Source organism: Lactobacillus sp. HBUAS51381 (genome assembly GCF_012641095.1).
In the GTDB taxonomy this organism is placed as follows: Bacteria; Bacillota; Bacilli; order Lactobacillales; family Lactobacillaceae; genus Levilactobacillus.
In genome coordinates this window covers 34,213-61,176 of sequence record NZ_JAAVSC010000006.1, presented here as the reverse complement: position 1 = coordinate 61,176, position 26,964 = coordinate 34,213, and the positions used below count along the sequence as shown (strand labels likewise).

The window sequence follows — 26,964 nt, the reverse complement described above, 5'->3', positions numbered from 1 at the left end:
CTGCGATTACCCGCGGTGACTCGCCTGATGCAACTTAACCTTAAACACGTTAGACTTCAGAATCCAGCCCTTATGACCGGCATGATCCTTAACTTTGTAGTAGGTGTAGGTCTTACCCTTAATCTTGATACGTTCAACGTTAGTCAGTTTCCAAGTGGTTTTCTTGTGCTTCTTATTGGTATGACCCAGGGACTTTTGCAGATGGGCGTCCTTAAATAGCTGCTTGTTTGACTTCAGACGGTAGGTATACTTGGTACGCAACTTCTTACTTGAAGTAATCTTACCCTTAACCTTCTTTGCCTTATGCGGTTTATGTGCCGTGGCCGTATCCGACGCTTGTCCCGTTACTGGTGCTTGGACGGGGAGTGGCTTAAGTGGCGTCGGGTTAGGGGCAGGGGCTGGCACCGGCTTAGTTGGCTTGGTTGGTGTCGTGGCTCCTGGTGCCGGAGTAGACGGCTTAGCTGGGTCAGTCGTTGGCTTCGTTGGTGCTGTTGTTCCCGGTGCTGGAATAGATGGCTTAGCCGGGTCGGTAGTTGGTTTTGTTGGTGCCGTTGTTCCTGGTGTTGATGTTCCCGGCGTCGTTGGTTTCGTTGGTGCTGGAACAGGATCTGGTTTGACCTGATCGCCTTCTTGATAGGCGGTATTGGTGCCATCCGTTGAGACTAAGTACATGGAACGCAGCTTCTCTTGTTGGGGCCGTGAGAAGCCGATAACGTTGGTGATATAGCGGTTCATCGTCACGTAACGCGACTTGATTTCACGGAAGTATTCCTTGAGCCAGGATGCCTTAACCGTTCGGCCCGTTTGGTAGGACTGCATGAAGTCGTTGGTGATGGTCTTTTCATCCATTCCCAGAATCGACATGATCAGCACCGTGGCGATCCCGGTCCGGTCCTTACCCGATGAACAGTGGTAGAGGGTGGCGTAGTTGTTTTGTAGCAACATGTTCAAGAAGCGGCCGTAGCCCTGAACCGCCGATTGGCCGAATTCCAGTTGTTGAACGTAGAAGCCGCCGTCGCCGGCAAACTCTTCACTCAGCGCGCTGCCATCGGTGAAGGCCTTTTCGCCCAGAATTGAAATGCTCGTGTTGTCAACGCCAGCAATTTGCTGGTTAGGCAGACTGCTGATCTGTCCGTTCGTCCGGAAATCAACGATGGAGGTCACGTGGTGGTCGGCCGATAGAATCTTCTTATCGTTGTTGTTGATCTTGTTTAAGTTATCGGAACGCAGTAGGCGGTTGTGACGGATTTGCCATTGACCGTTAGCGGTCTTGTAACCGCCGATGTCCCGTGTGTTCTTGGTACCGGCTAACTTCACCAGGGTATCGTTAACGTCGCCGTACAGGGCAACTTGTTCGGCCATTTCGTCTTTGGTCAGGCGAGACTGGATGATGGGGTCTGCAGCGATTGGATCGGTCTGGCTATTGGATGACCGGTTTCCCGTGGTGCGTGTTTCGGTGGCCAGTGGTGCTTGGGTGTTAACGGCGGCACTAGCGCTTGAAACACCCACACTCATCAGTGAGAGAACGACTCCGGCGAGGCTTAGTGATTTGACAATAGTTGATCGATACATTTGTGATGACTCCTCCTAGTTAGGTCCGTAATTTTTAACACATCCACTAGATTACCAGGCGAATGTAGCGGGGGTGTAGATTTTCTGTATTAATTTTGTAAAGCTGCAAAAAGATGGTAATATGAGTATATTTTTGGTGGCGGTATCACGCACACTAGGGAAGTGATACAGAAGCGAGCAGTGTGATCACGCAAAATAGAATCTTGCCGATTAAAAAATGGATAACAGCTTAGATGAACTTTACTGAGATTGAATCGCTAGTTCCAGCATTGCCCGTACACCATGGTTTATCAGGAATGTCTGGCATTTTAAAAGTTACATTTAGTGCCGTCCAGTTAGGAGCGCGACTTTTATTAATTGCGTGGAACCAAACTTAAACATTTTGTTGATTCGTCATTCTTGCTACAAATTTGTAGCAATGATATGATAAGCGTAGACATAAGTGTGGAGGATAGCCATGGGTTCAGCTAGTGAAGCGACAATTCGACGATTCTTGCAAGACTTTAAAAAGGCCCTCAGTCATGGTGACTGGGAAATTGTTCAACGCAGAGTGGCATACGCTCAGGTAACCGAATTGACGCCCGAATCAATTAAAATTGTACTCATGAAATTGACGCCTGGTGACTACGTTAAGGGACCGGAACGAGATAGGGACAGACCCGGTGAATACTTGTGGGTTTTCTACAAAAATGGCGAAACTGAAAAGCGGTTATACATAAAATTAAAACTCATGAATGGACATGCCAAGGTCATTTCCTTTCATGAAACGATTTACGACTAATAGGGGGCGATAATAATGAGAACGGAAGTAAAGCCGATAGATGAGACCTACACTATCCGTGGAGAAAAGGTTGACGTTGTGACGAGTGCCCGATTTGACGTAGATAGTGGTGAACAAGTATTCGATGAAAAGCTTGATAATCAAGCAATCTTAAGTGCATTCGATAAATATCGGGGAAATCATGGCATCATTTCTCCTGAACGCATTAAAAGGGTGCGTCATTCGTTTGGTTTAAGTCAAAGAGACTTCGCTACCCTATTAGGGTGGAGCGCGACGACCATTGCCACTTATGAAACGGGTTCATTGCCTTCAGTAGCGAATAACAAGATACTGTTGGCTTTAGAGACAGATCCCGATGTGGCACAACCGTTGTATGATACCTCTAAGGAAGCAATGACTGAACGCGGTAAGGCAGCGTTTGAAGAAAACGTGGGCACTTCCGGAGTAGAACAATCGAAGAAATTAATTGAAAAAGGTATTAATGCACTGTTTACGGACATTAATTACTCTGAATTTTCGGGATATAGTGCTTTCGATTTGAAGAAGTTTTCCAATATGGTTTTATACTTTGTGATTAATGTGCCAGAACTGACGAAAACCAAACTCAATAAACTACTGTTTTACGCGGACTTTACCCATTTTGCACGTAACACGGTTTCAATAAGCGGGGTTTCTTATGCGCGGCTCCCTCACGGCCCTGTTCCGGATCAATATAGTTTGTTGTATGGCGCCATGGAGAGCGCTGACCTTATCGTTGAGAAGGAAATTAGTGCGGGTCAATATGATTGGAGCTACTATGCGCCCAACGCAGACTTTAATGCGACATTGTTCTCAAAAGAAGAGTTAGCAGTTATGCGTGACACATTGGAACACTTTAAGGATATGACTGCCAAGTCAATCGCTGCTTTTTCTCACAAGGAAGAGGCTTGGATTGATAATGAGAATGCCGAGCTGATCTCGTATGACTACGCGAATTCACTCACTATTTTAAATGAAGGCTAGTAGCGCTCTCGTTCCTGCGAGGGCGTTTTTATATTCGCCGTTCCAAGATTTCAGAGGGCTATAAAAGTAAAAATGCACCAGCTTTTTTCAGCTAGTGCATCTTTTCTTGTTCACAAGTTAGCTAGTACCCCAACGCCACATCCGTCAAATTAACGGTCAAACTGCCATCGGCGAGCCAGCTCTTCAGGTTCTGCCCAAAGATATCCAGGATCGGCGCGGTGTTTTCCTTGGCAAATCCGGTTTGATGGGGCGTTACCAAGACGTTTGGGTAATCCCACAGGCGCGAATCCTTGGGGAGCGGTTCGGTCTCAAAGACATCCAAAGCGGCGTGCAGCACGTTTTGGTAGAGCAGGGCGTTCATCAAGGCCTGTTGGTCAACGGACTTGCCGCGACCGACGTTGACGAAGACGTTCAACCCATCTAATTGCTTGAAGAAGCCCTCATCGAAGTAGTGCACCGTCGTACTGGTGGCGGGCATCGCATTGATAACGATGTCGGCGTCCTTCAGGAGATCTTGGTCGTGGTCGAGACTCACGGTCTGGCCGAAGCCGTCAACTGGATGACCCGAGCGGTTGACCCCGGCCGGCTGGTTACCGAAGCCATTCAGCAATTTCGCAATGGCCTGGCCGATACTGCCGGTCCCGTAGATGACCACGTGCTGGTTGGCCAGCATATTCAGGTCGTCACGGGCGGGTTGTTGCCAGAAATGCCCGGCCTGATTCTTCACGGCTTCATTAAAGCCCCGCACGAAGTACAGCAGGTAACCTAACGTGGATTCCGCAATCGCTGGTGAGTAGACACCACTGGCGTTGGTCACCTGAACGTCATGGGCCTTAATCCAGTCCAGCGGCAGGTAGTCAATCCCGGCGCTGACGGTTTGAATCCATTTCACCTGATTATTGGGTGCCATCAGGGCTGCCGGACCAACCTCGCGATCCCACCCAAAGATGATGGTGATCGGTGCCTGGTTTTCCCAGTCCGTCGCGTCCACAATCTCGACGCCGGTCTGTTCCAGTTGGGCCCGTTGTTCTGGTGCTAAGGGTTGTAGAGCAAGTACGCGTTCTGTCATGATGAAAAACCTCCTCATACCAATTACTTAACTATATTTTATCACGACTTTACGCATTTTAGCCGTTAAATTTGAAAGCGCATGCATTAATTTTCGCCAACATAGCACACTCTTTTGAATGTGTTACGAAAGTCAACGAACAATTTTCACATAAATTTCGAATAATAGCCATCATCTTTGGGATATTGAGGCCCAGGCATTGAAAATTCACTTATCACTAGATATAATGAACACAAGACAGCAATTATTTATTTACACTAATAACGTTTGGGGAGGTTAGAAAAATGCTAAATCTTGGTCTGGATATCCTGGGCCTAGCGCGGTTTCAATTTGGAATGACCACTGTCTTTCACTTTTTCTTCGTTCCATTTTCGATCGGGTTAGCCTTTGTGGTGGCGGTCATGGAAACCATGTACGCCATCAAGGGTGATGAGGATTATAAGAAGATGGCGCAGTTCTGGGGCAAAATGTTCCTGTACAGCTTCGCCGTCGGTGTGGTTACCGGTATTATTCAAGAGTTCCAATTCGGAATGAACTGGTCCGAATATTCCCGTTTCATGGGCGATATCTTCGGGGCACCACTGGCCATTGAAGCCTTGGCCGCATTCTTCTTGGAATCGACGTTCATTGGCATGTGGATGTTCACTTGGGATCGTTTTAACAAGTGGGTGCACACACTCTTTATTTGGCTCGTTATGTTCGGGTCTTCACTATCCGCGCTGTGGATCTTGGCAGCGAATAGTTTCATGCAAAATCCTTTGGGGTACATCATCAACCAAAAGACCGGTCACGTGCAAATGGTCAGTTTCGGTAAGGTGATTGGGAACCCGCAGCTGTGGAATGAATTCCCCCACGTTATTTTCGGGGCATTTGTAACCGCTGCCTTTGTGATTGCCGGCTGTTCGGCTTGGCGGTTATTGAAGAAGGATCACGTGGGCTTCTACCGCAAGTCCTTGAACGTGGCGTTGGTTATCGGTTTAATCTTCTCACTGGGCTCTATTGCCAGTGGGGACCTGCAGACCCGGTACTTAATTAACAACCAGCCCATGAAGTTCGCCGCAATGGAAGGGCTCTACAAGAACTCGACCAACAAGGGTGAATGGGCGGCTGTTTCCGGTTTTGACACCAAGCAGCACAAGACCACCTGGTCCGTTGACGTACCGTACGTCTTGAACTTATTGAGTTATCACAAGACGACTGGGACGGTCAAAGGCATGAATCAAGTTAACAAAGACATGCACGCAAAGTATGACAAGAAGTTCGGTAGCGACATGAACTACTACGTCCCAACCAAGACGTTGTTCTGGAGCTTCCGGATCATGGCAGGTGCTGGGGCCCTGTTTGCCTTACTCGCGATTGTGGGCTTAATCTTTAACCGGAAACGCTCGCAACTGATTATGAAGCAACGTTGGTTCCTGTACATTTTGGGTCTGTGCCTGTGGTTACCATTCGTGGTCAACACGGCTGGCTGGTTCGTCACTGAATTCGGGCGCTATCCATGGATCGTCTACGGCCTGTTGACGATTGCCGATGCGGTATCGCCAAACGTTTCCGTGGCCTCGCTATTGACGACCAACATCGTCTACTTCGCGATGTTTGCCATCATGGGGCTGATCATGATTATCCTCTGCCACAGAACGCTGAAGGCGGGGCCAGATGTCGAGAACACCGATGGCTACGCAGCAGGTGATACGAAAGAGTTAGATCCTTACTCGAAGGGGGCGTTTAACCATGACTAGCCTACAATTCCTGTGGTTCATTCTGATTGGCGTGTTGTTTAGTGGCTTCTTCTTCCTAGAAGGGTTTGACTTCGGTGTTGGGATGTTGGTGAAGAGCTTCGCCAAGACCAGCGACGAACGTGACGTGGTCATTAAGACCATCGGCCCGCACTGGGATGGCAACGAAGTCTGGTTGATCACGGCCGGTGGGGCGATGTTCGCCTCCTTCCCAATGTGGTACGCGACCCTGTTCTCCGGCTTCTATCTGGTACTGTTCCTGATCTTAGCCGCCCTGATTTTCCGGGGAGTATCCTTCGAATTCCGGGCAAATATGAAGACGGATACCTGGCGGAACTTCTGGGAATGGGCGTCAACCATTGGGAGTTTCTGTGCGGCCTTTCTCTTCGGGATGCTCTTCACGGCCATGATTGCCGGGATGCCAATCGACAAGAACGGCGATATGACGGCGCACTTCGGTGATTACGTCAATCTCTTCTCCGTGGTCGGTGGGGTCGCCGTCACGGTACTCTGCCTGGTTCACGGGTTGAACTTCATGCGGTTGAAGACCACCGGGAGCCTGCGGGAACGGGCCTTGGCCTGGAACAAGATTCTCTATCCGGTACTATTTGCCGGTGAAGTGGTCTTTGCCATCCTGCTGTTCTTCTCCACCGATTTCTTCGACAAGAAGCCGATGACCACCACGGCCATTGTCGTCGCACTGGTCATCTTCACGGTGCTGGCCTACTGGGGTGTATTGGGGAACCACGAGTGGCTCTCCTTTATCGGCAGTGGGCTGTCGCTCATCAGCGTGGTCGTGCTGATCTTCAACGGGTTATTCCCGCGGGTCATGATTGCCAACAACCCGGCCAACTCGCTGTTGATTAAGAATTCATCGAACTCGCCATACACGCTCCATCTGATGACGATCCTCACGTTTACGATTCTACCGATCGTGTTGATCTACTTCATCTGGAGTTACTGGGTCTTCTACAAGCGCTTGGCGTCACCAAAGCAAAGCGCGTAATTGACTGAAAGAATTTATCATCGGGGATGTCGTCTGCGGGCGGCGTCCTTTTTCATTGGCCAAATGGGGGCGATTAGCCACGGCTGCGAGCACGAGAGTTCCCGCAATCTTAGGGATGTAAGCGCTCGAAAATTGGCGGTGAAAGCTGTATCATATCAGTAAGACTTACTTGTTAGAGGGGGCGTTATTGTGATTGATAAACGGGTGTTTAAGTTTCCGGGTGTGAAGCCCGCCGCGGCCATTATGGCGGTCTTGACGTTTATTCAAGCATTTATGATTATTTTTCAAGCGAAGTATCTCTCGGTGGCCATCGTGAACCTGTGGCAACTAAAGTCGGTGCGGACGATTGTGGTGCCCTTGGCCTTATTTGCGGTGGCCTTCCTGGCGCGCCATCTCTTGACGCTATCGAAGAACTGGCTGCTGTATCCATTCGTGGAGACCACTACGAAGACGCTGCGCAAACAGTTCATGGCCAAACTCTTTGACCTCGGTCCCAGTGTCGTGGCACAGAAGGGGACCGGGAACGTGGTCACCATGGGACTGGAGGGGATCGACAAGATTCAGACCTACCTGATGTTGATTATCGGGAAGGTGTTGGACCTGTCGTTGACGCCGTGGATCGTGTTGATTTACATAGCCTTGATTCAGTGGAAAGAAGCGCTGTTTCTCCTGGCGATCTATCCCTTAATTATCTTCTTTATGATTATTCTGGGTCTGGCCGCCCAAGCCAAGGCCGACCGGCAATATGCCGGCTACCAGCGGCTGTCCAATCACTTTGTGGATACCTTGCGGGGCCTGCCCACGCTGAAGCAGCTGGGGTTAAACAAGACGTATGCCAACAACGTTTACCAGGTGAGTGAGGATTACCGCAAGAAGACCATGTCGACGCTGACAATTGCGATGACCTCGACCTTCGCGTTGGATTTCTTCACCACCTTGTCGATCGCCATTATCGCCGTCTTCTTGGGTTTTGGTCTGATGAACAATACGATTCAGCTGTTGCCCGCGCTGATTATCTTGACGCTGGCACCAGATTATTTCGCACCGATTCGGAACTTTGCCAACGACTATCATGCGACGTTAAACGGCAAGAATGCCTTGACGGCGGTGCTCGACATCTTACAGCGGCAGACGCCAACCGATCGGGATCTGCTCGAAACGCGGGACCCGGTCTGGCGCGACGATGACGAGATTCGGCTGAACCACGTTAACGTCAGCTACGGCGACGCTAAGAAGCCGACGCTCAAGGACCTTAACTTTTCGGTCCGGGGCTTCCAGAAGGTGGGGATTATCGGGGCTTCCGGTTCCGGCAAATCCACGCTCATCAACACCCTAGGCGGCTTTTTGAGCCCGGATGCCGGTCAAATTAACGTTCGTGGGACCGCCGTGCCCCATCTGGATCAACGGGCCTGGCAACGCAGCTTCGTCTACATCCCGCAGGCACCGTACCTATTCCACGCGACGTTGCGGGATAACCTGGCCTTTTATTCACCCACGGCCAGCGATGCGGCGGTTGCGGCCGCCGCGGCCAAGGCCGGGTTGACCGACTGGATCGCCACGCTACCGGACGGCTTACAGACGCCGATCGGTGAGGGCGCCCGGGGTGTCAGTGGGGGTCAGGCCCAACGGATTGCGTTGGCCCGCGCCTTTCTGGACGATTCGCGACGGATTCTCCTGTTCGATGAACCCACGGCGCATTTGGACATTGAGACCGAAGTGGAATTGAAGCAGACGATGTTGCCGGTCTTTGACCACCATCTGGTCTTCTTTGCGACTCACCGGCTGCATTGGATGAATGAAATGGACTATATTCTGGTGATGGATCACGGCGAGATTGTCCAACAGGGGACGCCCGCCGAGCTCCAGCAACAGGGTGGCGCCTACGTACGGTTACGGTCTGAGATGGAAGGGGCGACGGTCAAATGAAGGGATTTTTTGCGACATTTAAACATGATCACTGGGTCATGCCCTACCTGCGTCGCTACAAGAAATTGCTGGCGCTGGTATTATTCCTGGGCTTCATGACCTTCTTCTGTGGCGGGGCGCTGATGTTCAACTCGGGCTACCTGATTAGTCGGGCGGCCACGCACCCCTACAATATTCTGATGATTTATGTACCGATTGTGTTAGCCCGGGCCTTCGGGATTGGGCGGCCGGCCTTTCGCTATGCGGAACGTCTGACCAGCCACAACTGGGTCTTACGGATTGTCTCCGACTTTCGGAAGCGGCTGTACGAGGCCGTGGAGAAACAGGCGGTGGCGATTCGCCAGACGCACCAGACGGGAGATGTGCTGAGCATCCTGGCCGAAGACATCGATCACATTGAAAACCTGTATCTGCGGACGGTCTTTCCGCTGGTCATTGGCTGGTTGCTTTACCTGTTCGTGGTCATCGGGATTGGCTACTTCAACTGGGCCTTCGGGCTGTTAATGCTGATTTTACTGGGCGTTATTGTGATTCTGATGCCATTATTGTCGGTGACGGTCAATGGTCGCCGGGAGTTCCAAGCGCGGCAGGTTCAGCGGACCTTTTACACGCAGCTGACCGATGCTGTGCTAGGCTTGGGGGATTGGTTAATCTCCGGTCGCCGACAGGACTTCTTGGCCCAACAGGACGCCCCAATCGACCAGATTGCCGCGTTACGTCGGTCGGACCATCATTTTCAATGGTGGCGGAACTTTGCCATTCAGTTTATCTTCGGTGCCGCCGTTATCCTGCTGGTCTGGTGGGCGGGCGTCATGTTCACCCACAACCAGGCCGAGGCCAACTGGGTCGCCGCGTTTGGACTGGCGCTCTTTCCGACCGTCGAGCCCTTCGCCGATATGAGCCAGGGGGTCAGCGAGTGGCCGGTCTACCAGAACTCGATTCAGCGGGTGAACGCGCTAGATGAAAACGAACCGAAACAGGTCGCCCAAACCACCATCGGGGCGTTGGACGAATTGAAATTGGACCACGTCAAGTTCACCTATCCGGGGGCCCAGCGTGAGGTGATCGATGACCTGTCCCTGACGCTACACCCAGGTGAAAAGTTGGCTTTACTGGGGCCCAGTGGTACCGGGAAGAGTACGCTATTGAAACTGATTCTTGGCGATGAGACGCCAACTAGCGGTCAGGTCACGCTAAACGGCGAACCCATCGCGCGGTTACAGGATCAGCGGGCCAGCCTCTTTGGCGTGCTGGATCAACAGCCGTATCTCTTCAACACGACCGTCATGAACAACGTCCGCCTCGGGAACCTCAACGCCACGGACGAAGCCGTCATGGCGGCGGTGAAGGCCGTCGAGCTGGACGACCTGATTACCCGACTTCCGGCCGGTTACCAAACGCAGGTTCAAGAGGCGGGAAGCCGCTTCTCCGGCGGCGAACGCCAACGGTTGTCGTTGGCCCGGATTCTTCTGCAGGACGCGCCCATTATCATTTTAGATGAGCCCACGGTCAGTCTAGACCCCATCACCGAGCAGCATCTGTTAGATACGGTCTTTGACGTTTTACACGACAAGACCATCATCTGGGTCACACATCATTTGGCCGGGATTAAGCACGTTGATCAGGTGCGGTTCATTGAGGACGGCCACTTCGATATGCAGGGAACACCGACCGAGCTGTACCGGGATAATCCGCGGTTTCAGTCGCTTTACAACTTGGATCGGGGCCGGTAGGGGGTTAGGCTTTCCTATTTTGAGGTAAGAACGAGCTCGTTATTATATTTGTACGTTTTTCTATAAAGCGTACGATTTTATGTACATTTTATGATATAATAAACTTGTACAAAGAAAGGTGGCATGTATCCATGGCAACTACGGCGACCAACATTACAGACGCTCGGAAAAACCTTAAAAGTTTAACCGATGATGTCGTTGATTATAATGAACACGTGATTATTACCAAGCCTAAAAATAGAAATGTTGTCTTAATGTCAGAATCGGAGTTTCGATCTTGGCAAGAGACCCTCTATATTTTAGGCTCTAATGAAAATCGTAAGGCGCTGGATAAGTCGATTGACCAAATGAACAGTGGACATCTTAAGACTCTATCAGTTGAGGATTGGCGGCACGCTGTAGATGAAAATTGATAAGATAGCATTTACCGATCAGGGTTGGGATGAGTATTGTTATTGGCAAGTACAGGATCGTAAAACGTTAAGGGTTATCAACAAATTAATTGATGATATTCAACGACATCCCTTCGAAGGTATTGGTAAACCGGAACCGTTAAAGTATCGAGGCGATCATGGCTGGTCAAGGCGCATTGATAAGGTAAATCGTCTAGTATATTACGTGACCAGCGATTCGATTATTGTCGTGCAATGTCGTTATCATTATGCAAAATGACGTTGAGGTGTCATTTCAGTTTTCGTAAGTTTGACGTTAATTCCACAAGTAGACGAATATACGTTCGCTTTAACCGGTTAAAAAAACCTCTGATTGGGTTGATCAGAGGTTTTTCTGTTGCCGTAAAACGTGGATCGAGTCCAGCGTTTGGCCCCGAGACGGGTACTCTCGGGGCAGGTGTTGTGTGTGCCGGTATCTGGTGGTGCAGGATGTGTGTTTATGTTGGTAGATTGCTTGATACTGGTATCGGATGGTTGGGTGTCACGCTTGTAGATTGGGTAATGGTACGCTTTCATCGAATGGTTGAAGTGATTCTATTTGATTAAGTGCTGGGCTCAACTGTCATGATACGTAACGGCCCCTTAAATGACAAGCGAAGGGGATCGCAATCGTATCTAGCCCTTAAGACGTTGAATCGATTAATTGTCCGAATGATTAATGGCTGGTCGGGATAGTGCGCAACGGGTCGTTCGAGTGTTTAACGGACGACCGTAAAAAGCCATCAACCGCGAAGTTGATGGCTAAAGGTGACTGTTCAAATGAGCCAAAGGGCATCAGTTGTGCCCCACCATCGTCTAATCGCTTGGTCATTTGGTGGCTAAAGACGATTGGCGAAGGTCGCACGCGACTTCTGAAAAGCCGTCCTGTATAGTGGGGAGTACCAGCTAGTGATCGCGGCGAAGCAACAGTTTCGTCAGCGTCGTCAGGTCGGTCTGGTTCTGACCCGCGGGGAGCTGTGCGATGGCGGCGAGCGCCTGATCCGTGAGCCGGGTGGCCAGTTCGCGGGCCTTGGCCACGCCGGCATGCTGGTCGACGAGGGCCTGGACCGCCGCAATGTCAGCCGTGGTCATCGCCTGTTTCTTCTTCAGGAGACGGTGAAAATCACGTGGCGCCTGCGGAATCGCAAGAATCAGGGGCAAAGAGTAGACACCGGAGCGCAGGTCTTCGAGAACCGGCTTGCGGGTCTTCCTGGGATCGCCGGCGTAGTCGAGAATGTCGTCCAGGATCTGGTAGGCACTCCCAATGGCGAGACCAATCTCTCGGGCCTTCGTGATCACTTCGGCCGGGGCGGCAGCTAAGCGTGCACCCTGATAACAGCTCAGCGCAAAGAGTTCCGCCGTCTTACCCGCAATTTCTCTGAGGTAGGCGTCAATGCTGATGTTCTCCTGGTAATTTAAGGCCATTTGACTCAGCTCGCCTTGTAAGATGCGATGCATGGCGTCAATGTGACTTTGAATCAAGTCACGTTCCGTTGTGGATTTGAGCACTTGGTTAAAGTACGCGGTGAACATAAAGTCGCCGGCGTAAATCGCGTTACGCTGGCCGTATTTCATCTGAATCGTCCGGACGCCGCGCCGCGTGGGCGATTCATCGATCACGTCGTCGTGAATCAACGTGCCGACGTGGAGAATCTCCAACGCGGCCGCGCCTGCGCGCAGTTGTTCCGGCGTTGCCTGATCGCCAAATGCGGCGAATAAATAAAAGTAACCGGGGCGCAGAAGCTTACCGCCGGCGTTTAAGAGCGCTAATATTTTACTGTGGATGGGTTGGTTATCTAACTGGACCGCGGCTAACAAGTAGTCTTGTAGCGCGACGAGTTGCGGTTCCACCTGGGGAAATTGCCGCCAAAGTTGTCGATCCATACTGCACCTCACTATGTATACGTTAAAATTTATCTTACCGACATGTGGAAACGTTGTCAAATAAAGGTTATCATCTATTTAGAATTCATTTTCGGGGGGATTAACGTGACACTGAATATCTTTTTGGAATTGGTGGAAATTAAGGCGAAAATCGCGTCGGTGTGGCCGTTTTTATTAGGGCTGATCTTTGTTCAAGCGAACTTTCATCAGCTGAACTGGGCGGTCACGGCGTGGTTCTTCGTGGCCATGCTACTCTTCAACATGGCCGTTGACATCAACGATAACTACCAGGACTACACCAAGGCCGGCAATCAAGCGGCAGAGTGGAAAAAGAAAACCAATATCATTGGTGTGCAGCACCTGAAAGTTCACCGAATCTTTGCGTTAATGGCGAGCTTCGCCGTGGTCGCCGGGATCATTGGCCTGTATTTGGTCTGGGTCACCGGTTGGCCGTTGTTGGTGATGGGCGTGCTGTGTTTTCTAGTCGGGTACCTCTACGCCGGGGGACCCCGACCGTTATCGGGCACACCGACTGGGGAGTTCTTCGCCGGCTTTACGATGGGCTACCTCATCATGCTGATTACCGTGTACCTCAACCTCTATCAGACGGGGCAGTTCACGGGAATGGTGATGTTGCGTGTGTTGTTGGCCTCGGGGATTGCCGTCACGGCGATTGCGGCCCTGTTGCTGGCCAATAACATCTGTGATGCGCAGGAGGACCTGGACTTAAACCGCAAGACGATTGTCTATTATTTGGGCAAATCACGTGCGCTGTGGTTATTTGCGGGATTTTATATTGTCGGGTATCTGTCCTTGATTGCCAGCGTCCTGCTGGGTGATTTGCCCAGTTGGTCGTTATTGTCCCTCATCAGTATCCCACTAATCTACCGAAATGTGGTCGCTTTTTTCCGGATTCAGGTAAAAAAACAGACTTTTATTTTAGCCGTGAGAAACCTGGCCATCTTAGCACTGACCACGGTACTGGCGGAATTGTTGGGATTGTGGATTGGTTAAGCCTTGGTAAATGTCGCCGCCGGGCGTTGTGTTTTTAAGGTTCAATCAGGTAGAATAAGAATAACGAGTCGTCACGGGGGTGAAGCCCACCCAGCCGCGACGCACAATCAATAAATGGAGGCCGCGTTGTCATGAAACTTTTAGAGGATCGCATTCGTCAAGACGGAACGGTGTTACCGGGAAACGTCTTGAAGGTCGATAACTTTTTGAATCACCAAGTTGATCCCCAACTGATGGACCAACTGGGCGCCGAATTTGCGCGGCGTTTTGCCGATGCAGGGATTACCAAGATTTTGACGGTGGAGTCTTCGGGGATTGCCCCGGCGGTCTTGACCGGGTTACACCTCAATGTTCCGGTGATATTTGCGCGGAAGCACAAGAGCCTGACGCTGACGGATCACCTGTACACGGCGAAGGTCTTCTCGTATACCAAGCAGGTCAACAACGATATTTCGATCGACCGACGCTTCTTAAGTCCCGACGATCGGGTACTCATCATCGACGACTTTTTGGCCAACGGACAGGCGGTTCAGGGTCTACTGGACATTGCCAAGACCGCTCAGATTGAGGTGGCCGGCGTCGGTGTCGTGATTGAGAAACGGTTCCAGAAGGGCCACAAGATGGTGGAAGATGCCGGCATTCAACTGGAAGCCTTGGCCAGCATCGCCGCCTTTGAGGATAACACGGTTATCTTTGCAAACGATTAACTAAACACGTTGCTTGTTTATTCACCACGCAAACTTTAAAATAGTGCATGAAGGTGACGGCTAAGCGTCGTGTCATTAAAATCTGAGTGAGAAAGTAGGGAGCAAATTGGCGAACACAGTCTTATATCCTGGAGATACCATTGGGGTGATCGGGAGCAGTGCCAACGCAGCGATGCTGGTCACGACCGCCCGGAAGATGGGCTTACGTGTCGGGGCATACGGTGCCGATGAAACCAGCGAGGCATTACAGTTAGCGGACTTTAAAGCGGTCGGCAGTAATAAGGATAGCGATAAACTGCAGCATTTTGCAGAGAGCTGTGCGGCCATCGTATACGATTCCGATCAGGTCAGCACCAGCGTTGTGAAATTCTTAGCCCAGTACACGCGGGTTCCTCAGGGTTCAGATATGCTCGAAATGATGCAGGATCGGCTGTTGGAACGGGCATTCTTTGAACAATTAAACGTCAACATCGCGCCGTACGCGACGATCATTAACCTCGATGACGTGTACCAATCCATCAACGCCATCGGTTATCCCTGCGTGTTGAAGCCGATTCAAAAGGAATGGTCGCGGGGCAGGGAACTGGTAATCAAGACGCAAACGGACATTGCCAAGGCCGCGGGACTCTTGGACTGGGGCACCTATATTCTGGAGTCCCAGATTGCCTATGACCGGGAGTATTCGATCATCGTGGCGCGTGATCAGGACGGCAACGGTCAGGCCTTTCCCATCACCGAGGTTCAGTCGGTCGATGATCGGCCGGTCCGGACCTGGGTCCCCGCACAAGTTGACGATGCGGTGGCCGGCGAAATTCAACGCATCGCCACCGAAGTCACCAAACATGTCAGTTACGTGGGGGTCTTTGAAGTCTCCTTCTACCTTACCAGTAGCGGAGCCATCTACGTTAAGAAGATTGTGCCGGCACCGAGTGAGACGGGATACGTCTTTGAAGCCGCAGCCAACGTGACGGAGTTCGATCAACATTTGCGGGCCATTGCCGGCTTACCGTTGGCCTCGGCCCACATTTTAACGCCGGCGGTCACCGCGGCCTTCACCAAGGCGCAGTTGCCGGCCATGCGGACGCAGTGGCAGTTGAAAGCAAACTGGCACTTTACGTTCTACCACCTGAAGAAACAACAAGACGATGACATTATGGGCCATATTGCGGTTCAAGGCGACAGCATTAAACCCATCCTCGATCAATTAGACGACACAAACATCTGGTCCGACGCGGTAAGTACGCCGGATGATCAGAATCGGCCCACGTCCGATCAATAAGTGAATAAACCATAATGACTGCATTGTTCCGGGAGAAGGTGTTCCGGGGCAGTGCAGTTTTGTTCGTGGATCGCACGCAGTCCAGCTAAATCAGCGCTGGCCGGCCGAATGATTAGCAAAATCATAAGCGTTTTGGAAAAATCGGGCAAAGGGGTGGGCGTTCCGGATAAGGTTTGGTAAAATGGGGAAGGATTAGAAAAGGGGAACATGTGTGCGTAATTGGCAACGCTGGGGATGGGCTTGTCGAATACTTAAAAATCAGTAAGGGTGACGCGCAAACGCGGCTTAAGGGATGGTTAAATCCCGGGTCATTTGGGGTCTAGCGGTGTCGTTACCCGTAGAATTTTGCTATAATAATCAGGACTAACTACAGAGAGGATTGTGTTCACGGTGGCAGGAGAAGAATTGTTAACTGGCATGAATGATAAACAAACGGAGGCGGTCCTTCAAACGGAGGGGCCCCTCCTGGTATTGGCGGGTGCCGGTAGTGGGAAGACCCGGGTGTTAACCCACCGGGTCGCCTACCTGATTGAGCACAATAACGTGATGCCGTGGCGGATTCTGGCGATTACCTTTACCAACAAGGCCGCTAAGGAAATGCGCGAACGGGTCGCCAAGTTATTGGGACCCGATGGCAACGACGTGTGGGTCTCCACGTTCCATGCGTTGTGTGTCCGCATTCTGCGGCGCGATGCCGATAAATTAGGGTACAACCGGGCGTTTACGATTGCGGATACCGGGGAACAACGGACGCTCATTAAGCGGGTCTTGCAGGACCAGAACCTCGACGTAAAGAAGTTCGAGCCCCGTTCGGTGTTGGGCGCTATTTCCAATGCGAAGAACGCCCTACAGACGCCGGCCATGATGCGTGAGGCGGCGGGGAATCCCTTTGAGACGACGGTCGCCGATGTCTATGAAAGCTACCAACGTCAGTTACAGGCCAATCAAGCCATGGATTTCGACGACCTGATCATGTTGACGATCAAGCTGTTTAAGGACAACCAGGACGTCTTGGCCCACTATCAGGACAAGTTCCAATACATTCACGTCGACGAATACCAGGATACCAACGATGCGCAGTATATGCTGGTTAACATGCTGGCGAAGAAATACCATAACCTGTGTGTGGTTGGGGATGGTGACCAGAGTATCTACGGCTGGCGGGGAGCCAACATGGAAAACATCCTGAACTTTGAGCATGACTACCCCGATGCCCACGTGACGTTGCTGGAACAGAACTATCGGTCGACCAAGACCATTTTGAAGGCGGCCAATGACGTGATTCAACGCAACGTCAACCGGAAGAAAAAGGACCTCTGGACGGAGAATCCTGAGGGCGACCCGATTTCGTATTATCGCGGGCAAAATGAAAATGATGAGGCCCATTACGTGGTCGCCAAGATTCAAGAAGAGCGGGAACAGAACCACCACGATTACGGCGACTTTGCCATCCTGTACCGAACCAACGCTCAGTCACGGGTGATCGAAGAAACGTTGGTCAAGGCCAACATTCCATATACCATGGTTGGGGGCCACAAGTTCTACGACCGTAAGGAAATTCGCGATGTCTTGGCCTACCTAACGTTGATCGCCAATCCGGCTGACTCCATGAGTCTGGAACGGATTATCAATGAACCTAAGCGTGGGATCGGTGCGACGAGTTTAACCAAGCTCCGCGACTTTGCCGACTTCAACGATTGGACTGAGTTGGAAGCCACCCAAAATATCAGTCTCGCCACGAATTTGGGCGCCCGCATCCGCAACGCTATGGAGAAGTTTGGCCTGACCATCAAGGCGGTTCAGGACATGGCCGCAACGGCCAGCGTCTCGGATATTACCAGCCAGTTGCTGGATCAGACCGGCTACATGGCCGCGTTAAAGGCGTCTAAGTCGTTGGAAGCCGAGACGCGGATTGAAAACATCGAAGAATTCCTGTCCGTCACGCAAAAGTTCGATGATGGCTGGGATAATGAAGATCACGATGAAAACGACGATCGGCTGGTTGAATTCTTGGCTGATTTAGCGCTGGTCTCGGCACAAGACGACGTGGACGAGGAACCGGCCGAAGTGACCTTGATGACGTTGCACGCCGCCAAGGGACTGGAATTTCCGGTCATCTTCTTGATGGGCCTGGAAGAGGGAATCTTCCCGCTGTCCCGTGCGCTGCTCGAAGACGACCAATTGGAAGAAGAACGGCGGTTGGCCTACGTGGGTATCACGCGGGCCCAGCAAAAGTTGTACCTGACCAACGCCTACTCACGGATGTTGTACGGTCGGCGCCAGAACAATCCGGAATCGCGCTTCATTACCGAGATTGCACCGGAACTTCTGCATTTGGATTACAGCGAAAGCAAGGCTGGCCTGACACCGAGTCGGCGTGACGTACCCTTTGCGCGGCGGACGGCGAGTGCCGTGGCACAGCCGTACCATGGCAAGACCGGCCGGATCACCGAACCCACTGGCACTGGTGCTGGCAAGGTGGCCTGGAGCATTGGCGACAAAGCCAGTCACAAGAAGTGGGGCGTTGGGACCGTGGTCAAGGTCAGTGGCACTGGCGAGGACGCGGAACTGGATATTGCCTTTCCGGAACAGGGTGTTAAGCGGTTATTGGCCGCCTTTGCGCCGATCAAACGAGTTGAATAATCAAGTTAACGTGGGAGGATATTATGACGGACAAGCCCATTAATACTTTAACGAAGAAACAGGCTGCCGATGAAGCGGCCGACTTACGACCGCAATTGATCAAGTGGGGCCAGCAGTACTACGATGCTGACGCACCGGCCGTTGAAGACGATGTGTACGATCGCGTGTATGCTCGGTTGGTCGCCTTAGAAACGGCCTTTCCCGACATCGTGACGGCGGATTCCCCCACGCAACGGGTCGGCGGAACCACTCGAGGCGACCTGCCCAAGGTGACCCACGAGATTCCCATGTTGTCACTCGGTGACGTCTTTTCACTCGAGGAACTCGGTGAATTTGACGAGCGGCTGCGGTCCAACGTTGACGAGGACTTTGACTATAACTGTGAATTGAAGATCGATGGCTTGGCCATTTCACTCCGTTACGAGAACGGGGAGTTTGTTCAGGGGTCGACGCGGGGCAACGGACAGATTGGCGAGGATATCACGGCCAATCTCAAGACCATTAAGTCGATTCCACAGACCCTGAGTCGACCGTTGACGATTGATGTTCGGGGCGAGTGTTACATGCCTAAGGCCGCTTTCTTGGCGTTAAACGAACGCCGAGAAGCCGCCGGGAAGGCGCCGTTTGCCAATCCACGCAACGCCGCGGCGGGGTCGCTACGGCAGTTGGACGTCCAGGTGACGGCTGATCGGCAGTTGGCGACCTTCATGTATAACATCGCCGACTACGAGCCGTTGAACACGCGGACCCAGAGCGGGTTGCTCGATGAATTGGCGTCATTAGGCTTTACGACCAATCCCACCTATCAAGTGGCGCACAACATGACCGAGGTGGGCGACTACATCGATCAGTACCAGGCCAAACGGTCCGATTTGCCCTATGGGATTGATGGGATTGTCATTAAAGCCAACCCATTACCGTTGCAACGGGCGTTGGGTGCCACGGTCAAGGTGCCGCGCTGGGCGATTGCCTACAAGTTCCCACCCGAAGAGGTTCAAACCAAGATTCTCGATATCGAATGGACGGTCGGGCGAACCGGCATTGTCACGCCCACGGCTGTGATGGAACCCGTGGCTCTGGCCGGAAGCACGGTGGCCCGGGCATCCCTGCACAATCCGGATTATTTGGAAGCCAAGGACATTCGGATCGGGGATACGGTGCTACTCCACAAGGCGGGCGACATCATTCCAGAAATTTCGCAGTACGTTGCCGCCAAACGCCCGGCCGATGCGCAACCGTATCCGATTCCCACAAGATGCCCGTCCTGTGGCGCCGAGCTGGTTCATTTGGACGAGGAAGTGGCGCTACGGTGCATCAACCCTAACTGTCCCGCACAGTTGGCCGAGGGGATGAATCACTTTGCCTCCCGGAATGCGATGAACATTGCGGGCTTGGGTCCGCAGATTGTGGCCCAGTTATTTGACCGGCAATTGGTGACCAACGTGGCCAGTTTGTACCGTCTAACTGCCGATCAATTATTAACTTTAGATAAATTTGGGGAGAAGTCGGCCCAAAACCTCTTGACAGCAATCGATAATAGTCGTAATAATTCATTAGAACGTTTGCTATTTGGCTTAGGCATCCGGCACGTGGGGGCCAAGGCGGCCCGCTCAATTGCCGCGGAATTCGGCGATCTTGACAGCTTGATGGCTGCGGACAGCGAGACTATCGCGGCCATTGACACCATCGGCGGCATCATTGCCGACAGCGTGGTCACTTACTTTAGCAGTGATCAGGTTAAAGACTTGGTCCGCGAGCTCGCCGACCTGGGCGTCAATCTGACCTATACTAGTGGCCCAGCCACGCCTGTTGATTCCGAGGGTCAATTTGCGGGCCAACGGGTCGTGTTGACCGGAAAGCTTCAGGAGCTCACGCGCCCCGAGGCCACGGCTTGGTTGGAACAACACGGCGCCACGGTCACCGGATCAGTCTCCAAGAAAACTGACCTGCTGATTGCCGGAAAAGCGGCCGGTAGCAAGCTCACCAAAGCGCAGAGCTTAAATGTTCCCGTGTGGAACGAAGCCCAGTTGGCGGCGGCAATGAATGAGAACAAATGATGACCTTTAGGAGGAAACAAGTCGTGAAACGGTTACGAACTTTTATCGCGTTGGCCGCGGTACCCTTATTTTTGGCTGCGTGTGGTAATTTAAGTAGTTCCAGCATGTCTTCTGGTTCCGGAAGTAACAAAACTGGTGGGACCCAGTTGACGGGACAATCTTCGGATGGGGACTACGAAGGGGTCATTAAGAGTGGCCACTATCAGACCAGTAAGTCGCGGGGGGTCACGAACAGTCAAGACTCCGGCAATACTTACAATCTGAAGAGCTTTGAGAACGGGATGTTGAGCGTTTCTAAGAAGGTCTTTTCCACCAAGAAGTATGTTTTCCAGGAAGGCCAATACCTCGATTCTTCGACCGTTCAGAACTGGCTGGATCGTAAGTCCAAGTCCAATCCGGATGGGCTGAACCCAGCTAGCAACGGCTCAACGTCGCCAACGAAACGGAACCCAGTTTACATCCAAGCCCTGGAAGAACAGGACTACATGACCCAAAAAGACAATAAGTTGTCGTTGGGTGGGGTCACAATTGGGATTGCCGTGAACTCGGTGGATTACTACAAGAAGACCCAGTACGGGGCCACTTACGAAACGAAGATTGACAAGGCGGCCGGTGAAGCCTACGCGAAGAAGGCGGCCGATACGGTCTTACAACGCTTACGTAAGAAGTCCGCGCTGAAGAATGTGCCCATCGTGATTGCCGTTTACCGGCAGGCCTCTAACGACAGTCTGGTCGGCGGAACGTTCCTGGCCTATTCCAACAATAAGGCGGGGGCCACGAGTATTAAGACGTGGACGCCGCTGGGAGACAAGAATTACGTCTTCCCAATCGAAAGTGGGTCCAGCAGCCCGAACAGTAACGACGAGAGTTCCTTCACGAACTTCAAGACTCAGGTTGAGAACTTCTTCCCGAACCTGAGTGGGGTGACCGCACAGGCTCGCTACAACGGTAAGAACCTGCAAGGGATGCACGTGAACATTACGATTCAGTTCTACAGCCAAACGGAAATTATCAGCTTTACGCAGTATCTCCAAACGGCGGCCCAGAAGTACTTGCCGTCCGGTGTGCCGATTGACATTACGGTGTCCTCGACAGACGGGGTGCAAAGCTTCCTCTCCCGTTCGACGGGCTCGAAGAAATTTACCAGTCACGTCTTTAATAGTTACTAAAAATTAATGAGGTTGTGGGTGTTTGTGTCGTTGAGGATGCAAGGACCCACAACCTTTTTCTCTCAATGAAATGAGTTGTCAGGCCGTGCTGGAACTGGTATGATGGGCTTTCGGTTCCGTACGAAAGGGAACGGTGTCGCGATGCTAGTCGATGAGGGTTAGAATTCAGCAACGACTACCTTCTCGTGCCGGAGTACTGGTGATCACCTGCAGCCTGATAAGCAGAGAGTGGCTGACGGTCACTAAATGCACGATGACATCGCTGGAATGACAATGTTCACCCGTAAAGGTTGGTTTATAGCTTACGTAGCCGTGAGTGAGTCAAATTTGGTCTCAGCCGTGGGATTTTCCAAGTGTTTTGCTTGGAAAATGGCGTCTTTGAGACGCGGGCTGACGGCTCAAAGCGAGGGAAAAGACCGGGCTATGGCTTTTCCCGGTCCTGCCCACCGCGTTCCAGACCAAATTTGGCGAACGGTAAGGCGGCCAGCAACCACCTCGCGTTCATGGTAGTGGCGCCTTGGTTTCATGGTCAGTTGCCGCGTGAATACGACCGTCCCAGAAAAAAGGCGGCATTTTCCCGTCAGAATCTTTGGTGGCACGCGGATATATGGTAGAATGTTATTGTGTGTTTATCTTCCGGCATGTGGGGGATAAACGGTGAATGCGGATAACTTAGAAAGAGGGATATTGATGGCTAATCGAATTAATCGAGACCAAGTTCAACACGTTGCGAGTTTAGCAAAGCTTGAATTTACGGATGCCCAGTTGGATGCTTTTACGCCCCAATTGGATGACATCATCGGCCTTTTTGAAACGCTTAGCGACGTTGATACTGACGGCGTTGAAGCAACCAGTAGTGTTTCTGATCAATTAAACGTGATGCGTGAAGATGTCGCCGAAAATTGGGGACAGAGTCAAGCGCTGCTTAAGAACGCACCGGATGCCGCTCGCGGCTTCGTGAAGGTACCAGCCATCATTGATGAAAGCGAGGATAACTAACAGATGAATTATTTCAAACAAGATCTCGCCAGTCTCCACGCCGATTTGGTGGCCAAGAAGATCAGTTCTAAGGAGCTGACCCAAGCGACCTTCGACAACATCAAAGCGACTGATCCTAAGATTGACGCCTTTCTAGCCTTAAATGAAGACGCCGCCTTAGACCAAGCGGCCAAGATTGACGCCGCCGGGATTAACGCCGACCAGCCCTTGGCCGGGATTCCCGTGGCGATCAAGGACAACATTGTGACCAAGGGCCTGACCACGACGGCGGCATCGAAGATTCTTGAAAACTTCAAGCCCGTCTACGATGCGACGGTGACCACGAAGCTCGCCGACGCCCAGATGGTGACGGTTGGGAAGACCAACTTGGATGAATTCGCCATGGGGGGCTCGACCGAAACGTCGGCCTTCAAGCAAACCAAGAACGCTTGGGACCAAACCAAGGTTCCCGGTGGCTCTTCGGGTGGTTCCGCGGCGGCTGTGGCCTCTGGTCAAGTCGTTGCCGCATTAGGGACCGATACCGGGGGCTCCATTCGTCAACCAGCGTCCTTTAACGGGGTCGTTGGGATGAAGCCGACTTATGGTCGGGTTTCTCGGTGGGGCCTGATTGCCTTTGGGTCTAGTCTGGACCAAATCGGGCCACTGACCCGGGGCGTTAAGGATAACGCCACCATTTTGAGTGCCATTGCCGGGCATGATGATCACGACTTAACCAGCTCAACGCAGGCCGTGCCGGACTTTGCCGGTGACCTGAACGATGCTACCAGCGTCAAGGGCCTGCGGATTGGCTTGCCCAAAGAATTCTTGGGCGAAGGGGTCAACGAGGACGTCAAGGCGGCTATCCTGGCCGCTGCGGACACTTACCGCAAGCTGGGGGCCACGGTGGATGAAGTTTCCCTTCCACACAACAAGTATGGGATCGCCGCTTACTACATCATCGCCTCTTCCGAAGCCTCATCCAACTTACAACGGTTCGATGGGATTCGGTACGGCTACCGGGCCAAGGATGTTCAGAACCTGGAAGACGTCTACGTGAAGTCCCGTTCTGAAGGTTTTGGTGACGAAGTCAAGCGCCGGATCATGCTGGGGACCTTCTCCCTGTCAGCCGGGTTCTACGACGCCTACTTCTTAAAGGCCGCCAAGGTACGGACGGTCATCATCAACGACTTTAAGGCCGTCTTGAAGGACCACGACTTCATCATGGGGCCGGTTGCGCCAACGCCAGCCTTTGATTTAGGGGCTGAAATTAAGGACCCAATCACCATGTACATGAACGATATCCTCACGATTCCCGTGAACTTGGCGGGGCTCCCTGGCCTGTCACTACCAGCCGGTTTCAGCAACAACTTACCCGTCGGTATGCAACTGATTGGCCGGCCATTTGACGAAAGCACGCTGTACAAGGCGGGCTACGTCTTTGAACAAAACACTGACTTTCATTTACAAGTCCCAACGTTAGGAGGTCAAAACTAATGAACTTTGAAACGACCATTGGACTAGAAGTCCACATCGAGTTAAAGACCAATTCAAAGATCTTTAGCCCATCCCCCGTGGCTTACGGGGCCGATCCTAACGCCAACACCAACGTGATCGACTGGGGATACCCTGGGGTATTGCCCACGACCAACAAGGGTGTTGTGGCGGACGGCATCATTGCGGCCCTGGCTTTACACGCCACGGTCGAACAACACACGCATTTCGACCGGAAGAACTACTTCTACCCGGATAACCCGAAGGCTTACCAGATTACCCAATCCGACAAGCCCATCGGTCATGACGGCTGGGTGGAAGTCGACGTCGATGGCGTGAAGAAGAAGATCGGGATCTCCGAGATGCATATCGAAGAAGATGCCGGGAAGAACACCCACGAACGCGACTACTCCTACGTCGATTTGAACCGGCAGGGGACCCCACTGATTGAAATTGTGTCCAAGCCCGACATCGCTTCACCAGCCGAAGCCTACGCTTACCTGGAAGCCCTACGGCAACGGATTCAATTTACCGGGATTTCCGATGTGAAGATGGAAGAAGGGTCCATGCGGGTCGACGTCAACATTTCCGTGCGTCCCGTGGGCCAAGAAAAGTTTGGGACCAAGACCGAGCTGAAGAACTTGAACTCCTTTAACTACGTGCAACGCGGGTTGGAGTACGAAGAAAAGCGGCAACAACAGGTCTTGATGTCCGGCGGTTCCGTCCAACAGGAAACGCGGCGCTTCGACGAAAAGACCGGCGAAACGATCCTTATGCGGGTCAAGGCCGGTGCCGATGACTACCGGTACTTCCCAGAACCCGACCTGCCAGCCTTAAACATCAGCGACGACTGGATCAAGGAATTGGGCGATGCCATGCCAGAAATGCCAACCAAGCGGCGGGAACGGTACGTCAACGACCTTGGTTTGACGGACTATGACGCCATGGTCATCACCCAGACCAAGGAAATGTCGGACTTCTTTGACGCTACGGTGGCCTTGAAGGCCGATCCGAAGATGGCGGCCAACTACCTGCAAGGGGACGTGAACGCCTACTTGAACGACAACCACGTGGACTTACAGGCCACGAAGTTGACGCCAGAAAACCTGGCCGGGATGATCAACCTGATTTCCGATGGCACGATCTCCAGCAAGATGGCCAAGAAGGTCTTTAAGGCGATCACCAATGGCGAAGAACCTAAGGCCTTTGTCGAGAAGCACGGCTTGGTTCAACTGTCCGATCCCGCCAAGTTACAACCAATTATCGATGACGTGTTGCAGGCGAACCCGCAATCTATCGAGGACTTTAACAACGGGAAGAAACGGGCCGTTGGGTTCCTGGTTGGTCAGATTATGAAGCAAACGCACGGGCAAGCAAACCCGCAAGTCGTTAACAAATTGTTAATGACGGCATTACAGAAATAGAGCAATGGAGGCACATCATGCGTAAACGGGCACGGGTCATTTATAATCCAACTTCGGGTCGCGAGGCCCTGAAGAAAGACCTGATTGACATTCTAGCGGTGTTTGAACAAGCGGGGTACGAGACGAGTGCCTTTGCGACCACCGCTGACCCCAACTCGGCTCAAAACGAAGCGACTCGGGTGGCGAAAGCTGGTTTCGAGCTCATCGTGGCGGCCGGGGGCGACGGGACGATCAATCAGGTTGTCAACGGGATTGCTGGATTACCACATCGTCCTAAAATGGCCATTATTCCTGCCGGTACCACGAATGATTATGCCCGGGCGTTACACATCCCGCGCGAAGATCCGTTGGCGGCAGCGAAGGTGGTCTTGAAGGACCAGACGATTAAGATGGATATTGGCCAGGCGGGCGATTCGTACTTTATTAACATCGCCGGTGGGGGACTACTGACGGAGTTAACCTACGACGTGCCGTCGAACCTGAAGTCCATCTTTGGCTACCTGGCGTACCTGTTAAAGGGGGCCGAACTGTTGCCGCGCATCAAACCCATCGACATGGATTTGACCTACGATGGCGGCCATTTCCGGGGCAAGGCGTCCATGTTCCTCTTGGCGCTGACCAATTCCATCGGGGGCTTCGAGCAGATTGTGCCCGACGCCGCCCTGGATGACGGGAAGTTCACCATGATCATCGTCAAGACCGCCAGCATGCCGGAGATTCTGCGGTTGATGGGCCTGGTTCTAAACGGTGGCAAGCACATCAACGATCCCCACATCATTTACAAGAAGACCAGCAAGGTGGTTGCCAAGCCGGTCGAGGAGCGGATGATGATTAATTTGGATGGCGAATACGGTGGGGATGCCCCCATGAAGTTCCGTAACCTGGGCCAGCATATTGAAATGTATGCCAACCTCGACGCCATTCCGGATTCGGCGGTCACCAGTGAATCGCCGGAGGTTCTGGAAGCAGAACAACGTTTCGTCAAGCAGGTTGAAAACTTACCTGCGGGCGAACAACCAACGGAAGACTAAGATACTGAAGGGATTTTGCGCGAAATTTTAG

The 26,964-nt window shown here is 52.3% G+C and carries 21 protein-coding genes; 18 read left to right on the top strand and 3 right to left on the bottom strand.

Translation table 11 applies throughout. The features are described 5' to 3' along the window. Window positions 1-6: 6 nt before the first annotated feature. On the bottom strand, window positions 7-1,572 hold the full coding sequence (locus HEQ50_RS03440; protein WP_168899136.1) for a tyrosine-protein phosphatase: 1,566 nt from the start codon (window positions 1,570-1,572) through the stop codon (window positions 7-9). A gap of 457 nt (window positions 1,573-2,029) precedes the next feature. Between HEQ50_RS03440 and HEQ50_RS03435 the strand changes: the two genes are divergently transcribed. Beyond that, the gene (locus HEQ50_RS03435) at window positions 2,030-2,353 is read left to right on the top strand and encodes a type II toxin-antitoxin system MqsR family toxin (protein ID WP_168899135.1); all 324 of its coding nucleotides are present in this window, start codon (window positions 2,030-2,032) and stop codon (window positions 2,351-2,353) included. A 15-nt stretch (window positions 2,354-2,368) separates the two neighbouring features. Further along, window positions 2,369-3,355, top strand: a complete 987-nt coding sequence (locus HEQ50_RS03430) for a type II TA system antitoxin MqsA family protein (RefSeq protein ID WP_168899134.1) — start codon at window positions 2,369-2,371, stop codon at window positions 3,353-3,355. Window positions 3,356-3,476: 121 nt separating this feature from the next. On the opposite strand, the gene HEQ50_RS03425 is transcribed toward HEQ50_RS03430, so the two are convergent. Continuing rightward, on the bottom strand, window positions 3,477-4,424 hold the full coding sequence (locus tag HEQ50_RS03425) for an NAD(P)-dependent oxidoreductase (protein WP_168899133.1): 948 nt from the start codon (window positions 4,422-4,424) through the stop codon (window positions 3,477-3,479). A 284-nt stretch (window positions 4,425-4,708) separates the two neighbouring features. Here HEQ50_RS03425 and HEQ50_RS03420 point away from each other — a divergent pair, with 284 nt between their 5' ends. The 6 genes from HEQ50_RS03420 to HEQ50_RS03395 all read left to right on the top strand — a co-directional run bounded on the left by HEQ50_RS03420 (window position 4,709) and on the right by HEQ50_RS03395 (window position 11,497). Next, on the top strand, window positions 4,709-6,163 hold the full coding sequence (locus HEQ50_RS03420) for a cytochrome ubiquinol oxidase subunit I (protein ID WP_168899132.1): 1,455 nt from the start codon (window positions 4,709-4,711) through the stop codon (window positions 6,161-6,163). Then, on the top strand, window positions 6,156-7,166 hold the full coding sequence (cydB, locus tag HEQ50_RS03415; RefSeq protein ID WP_168899131.1) for a cytochrome d ubiquinol oxidase subunit II: 1,011 nt from the start codon (window positions 6,156-6,158) through the stop codon (window positions 7,164-7,166). Before HEQ50_RS03420 ends, cydB begins: the two co-directional genes overlap by 8 nt. 189 nt (window positions 7,167-7,355) lie before the next feature. Further along, window positions 7,356-9,092, top strand: a complete 1,737-nt coding sequence (gene cydD / locus HEQ50_RS03410; RefSeq protein ID WP_168899130.1) for a thiol reductant ABC exporter subunit CydD — start codon at window positions 7,356-7,358, stop codon at window positions 9,090-9,092. Next, the gene (gene cydC / locus HEQ50_RS03405; RefSeq protein ID WP_168899129.1) at window positions 9,089-10,825 is read left to right on the top strand and encodes a thiol reductant ABC exporter subunit CydC; all 1,737 of its coding nucleotides are present in this window, start codon (window positions 9,089-9,091) and stop codon (window positions 10,823-10,825) included. The genes cydD and cydC overlap by 4 nt, the downstream gene beginning before the upstream one ends. 131 nt (window positions 10,826-10,956) lie before the next feature. Further along, window positions 10,957-11,238 carry a type II toxin-antitoxin system Phd/YefM family antitoxin gene (locus HEQ50_RS03400; RefSeq protein ID WP_168899128.1) on the top strand — a complete coding sequence of 94 codons (282 nt, stop codon included), beginning with the start codon at window positions 10,957-10,959 and terminating at the stop codon, window positions 11,236-11,238. Further along, complete coding sequence (locus HEQ50_RS03395) at window positions 11,228-11,497, top strand: Txe/YoeB family addiction module toxin (protein WP_168899127.1); 270 nt, start codon at window positions 11,228-11,230, stop codon at window positions 11,495-11,497. The genes HEQ50_RS03400 and HEQ50_RS03395 overlap by 11 nt, the downstream gene beginning before the upstream one ends. A gap of 665 nt (window positions 11,498-12,162) precedes the next feature. On the opposite strand, the gene HEQ50_RS03390 is transcribed toward HEQ50_RS03395, so the two are convergent. Continuing rightward, a complete protein-coding gene (locus HEQ50_RS03390) occupies window positions 12,163-13,140 on the bottom strand; it encodes a polyprenyl synthetase family protein (protein WP_168899126.1) in 978 nt (325 codons plus the stop codon). A gap of 105 nt (window positions 13,141-13,245) precedes the next feature. Between HEQ50_RS03390 and HEQ50_RS03385 the strand changes: the two genes are divergently transcribed. The 10 genes from HEQ50_RS03385 to HEQ50_RS03340 all read left to right on the top strand — a co-directional run bounded on the left by HEQ50_RS03385 (window position 13,246) and on the right by HEQ50_RS03340 (window position 26,933). After that, complete coding sequence (locus HEQ50_RS03385; protein WP_168899125.1) at window positions 13,246-14,154, top strand: 1,4-dihydroxy-2-naphthoate polyprenyltransferase; 909 nt, start codon at window positions 13,246-13,248, stop codon at window positions 14,152-14,154. 131 nt (window positions 14,155-14,285) lie between these two features. Then, window positions 14,286-14,861 (top strand): xanthine phosphoribosyltransferase, encoded by a 576-nt coding sequence (locus HEQ50_RS03380; protein WP_168899124.1) that lies wholly within the window; start codon window positions 14,286-14,288, stop codon window positions 14,859-14,861. A 106-nt stretch (window positions 14,862-14,967) separates the two neighbouring features. Then, window positions 14,968-16,140, top strand: coding sequence for an ATP-grasp domain-containing protein (locus HEQ50_RS03375; protein WP_168899123.1), 1,173 nt, complete (start codon window positions 14,968-14,970; stop codon window positions 16,138-16,140). A gap of 390 nt (window positions 16,141-16,530) precedes the next feature. Continuing rightward, window positions 16,531-18,783: a DNA helicase PcrA gene (pcrA, locus tag HEQ50_RS03370; RefSeq protein WP_168899122.1), complete on the top strand. Its 2,253-nt coding sequence runs from the start codon at window positions 16,531-16,533 to the stop codon at window positions 18,781-18,783. 23 nt (window positions 18,784-18,806) lie between these two features. Continuing rightward, entirely contained in the window at window positions 18,807-20,840 is a 2,034-nt protein-coding gene (gene ligA / locus HEQ50_RS03365; protein WP_168899121.1) for an NAD-dependent DNA ligase LigA, read from the top strand. After that, entirely contained in the window at window positions 20,840-22,009 is a 1,170-nt protein-coding gene (locus HEQ50_RS03360; RefSeq protein WP_168899120.1) for a CamS family sex pheromone protein, read from the top strand. Before ligA ends, HEQ50_RS03360 begins: the two co-directional genes overlap by 1 nt. A gap of 690 nt (window positions 22,010-22,699) precedes the next feature. Next, window positions 22,700-23,008 carry an Asp-tRNA(Asn)/Glu-tRNA(Gln) amidotransferase subunit GatC gene (gene gatC, locus HEQ50_RS03355; RefSeq protein ID WP_168899119.1) on the top strand — a complete coding sequence of 103 codons (309 nt, stop codon included), beginning with the start codon at window positions 22,700-22,702 and terminating at the stop codon, window positions 23,006-23,008. Window positions 23,009-23,011: 3 nt separating this feature from the next. Continuing rightward, window positions 23,012-24,481 (top strand): Asp-tRNA(Asn)/Glu-tRNA(Gln) amidotransferase subunit GatA, encoded by a 1,470-nt coding sequence (gene gatA, locus HEQ50_RS03350; RefSeq protein ID WP_168899118.1) that lies wholly within the window; start codon window positions 23,012-23,014, stop codon window positions 24,479-24,481. Further along, entirely contained in the window at window positions 24,481-25,902 is a 1,422-nt protein-coding gene (gene gatB, locus HEQ50_RS03345; RefSeq protein WP_168899117.1) for an Asp-tRNA(Asn)/Glu-tRNA(Gln) amidotransferase subunit GatB, read from the top strand. Before gatA ends, gatB begins: the two co-directional genes overlap by 1 nt. A gap of 17 nt (window positions 25,903-25,919) precedes the next feature. Further along, on the top strand, window positions 25,920-26,933 hold the full coding sequence (locus HEQ50_RS03340) for a diacylglycerol kinase (RefSeq protein WP_168899116.1): 1,014 nt from the start codon (window positions 25,920-25,922) through the stop codon (window positions 26,931-26,933). The last annotated feature ends 31 nt before the right edge of the window (window positions 26,934-26,964 follow it).

Excerpts from the sequence above, each read along its gene's own strand:
- gatC (WP_168899119.1), top strand. The coding sequence starts at position 22,700 with ATGGCTAATCGAATTAATCGAGACCAAGTTCAACACGTTGCGAGTTTA.
- HEQ50_RS03400 (WP_168899128.1), top strand. The coding sequence starts at position 10,957 with ATGGCAACTACGGCGACCAACATTACAGACGCTCGGAAAAACCTTAAA.
- gatA (WP_168899118.1), top strand. The coding sequence starts at position 23,012 with ATGAATTATTTCAAACAAGATCTCGCCAGTCTCCACGCCGATTTGGTG.
- ligA (WP_168899121.1), top strand. The coding sequence starts at position 18,807 with ATGACGGACAAGCCCATTAATACTTTAACGAAGAAACAGGCTGCCGAT.
- HEQ50_RS03425 (WP_168899133.1), bottom strand. The coding sequence starts at position 4,424 with ATGACAGAACGCGTACTTGCTCTACAACCCTTAGCACCAGAACAACGG.
- HEQ50_RS03390 (WP_168899126.1), bottom strand. The coding sequence starts at position 13,140 with ATGGATCGACAACTTTGGCGGCAATTTCCCCAGGTGGAACCGCAACTC.
- HEQ50_RS03420 (WP_168899132.1), top strand. The coding sequence starts at position 4,709 with ATGCTAAATCTTGGTCTGGATATCCTGGGCCTAGCGCGGTTTCAATTT.
- HEQ50_RS03360 (WP_168899120.1), top strand. The coding sequence starts at position 20,840 with ATGACCTTTAGGAGGAAACAAGTCGTGAAACGGTTACGAACTTTTATC.
- HEQ50_RS03395 (WP_168899127.1), top strand. The coding sequence starts at position 11,228 with ATGAAAATTGATAAGATAGCATTTACCGATCAGGGTTGGGATGAGTAT.
- HEQ50_RS03340 (WP_168899116.1), top strand. The coding sequence starts at position 25,920 with ATGCGTAAACGGGCACGGGTCATTTATAATCCAACTTCGGGTCGCGAG.
- HEQ50_RS03435 (WP_168899135.1), top strand. The coding sequence starts at position 2,030 with ATGGGTTCAGCTAGTGAAGCGACAATTCGACGATTCTTGCAAGACTTT.
- HEQ50_RS03380 (WP_168899124.1), top strand. The coding sequence starts at position 14,286 with ATGAAACTTTTAGAGGATCGCATTCGTCAAGACGGAACGGTGTTACCG.
- HEQ50_RS03440 (WP_168899136.1), bottom strand. The coding sequence starts at position 1,572 with ATGTATCGATCAACTATTGTCAAATCACTAAGCCTCGCCGGAGTCGTT.
- cydB (WP_168899131.1), top strand. The coding sequence starts at position 6,156 with ATGACTAGCCTACAATTCCTGTGGTTCATTCTGATTGGCGTGTTGTTT.
- HEQ50_RS03430 (WP_168899134.1), top strand. The coding sequence starts at position 2,369 with ATGAGAACGGAAGTAAAGCCGATAGATGAGACCTACACTATCCGTGGA.
- gatB (WP_168899117.1), top strand. The coding sequence starts at position 24,481 with ATGAACTTTGAAACGACCATTGGACTAGAAGTCCACATCGAGTTAAAG.
- cydC (WP_168899129.1), top strand. The coding sequence starts at position 9,089 with ATGAAGGGATTTTTTGCGACATTTAAACATGATCACTGGGTCATGCCC.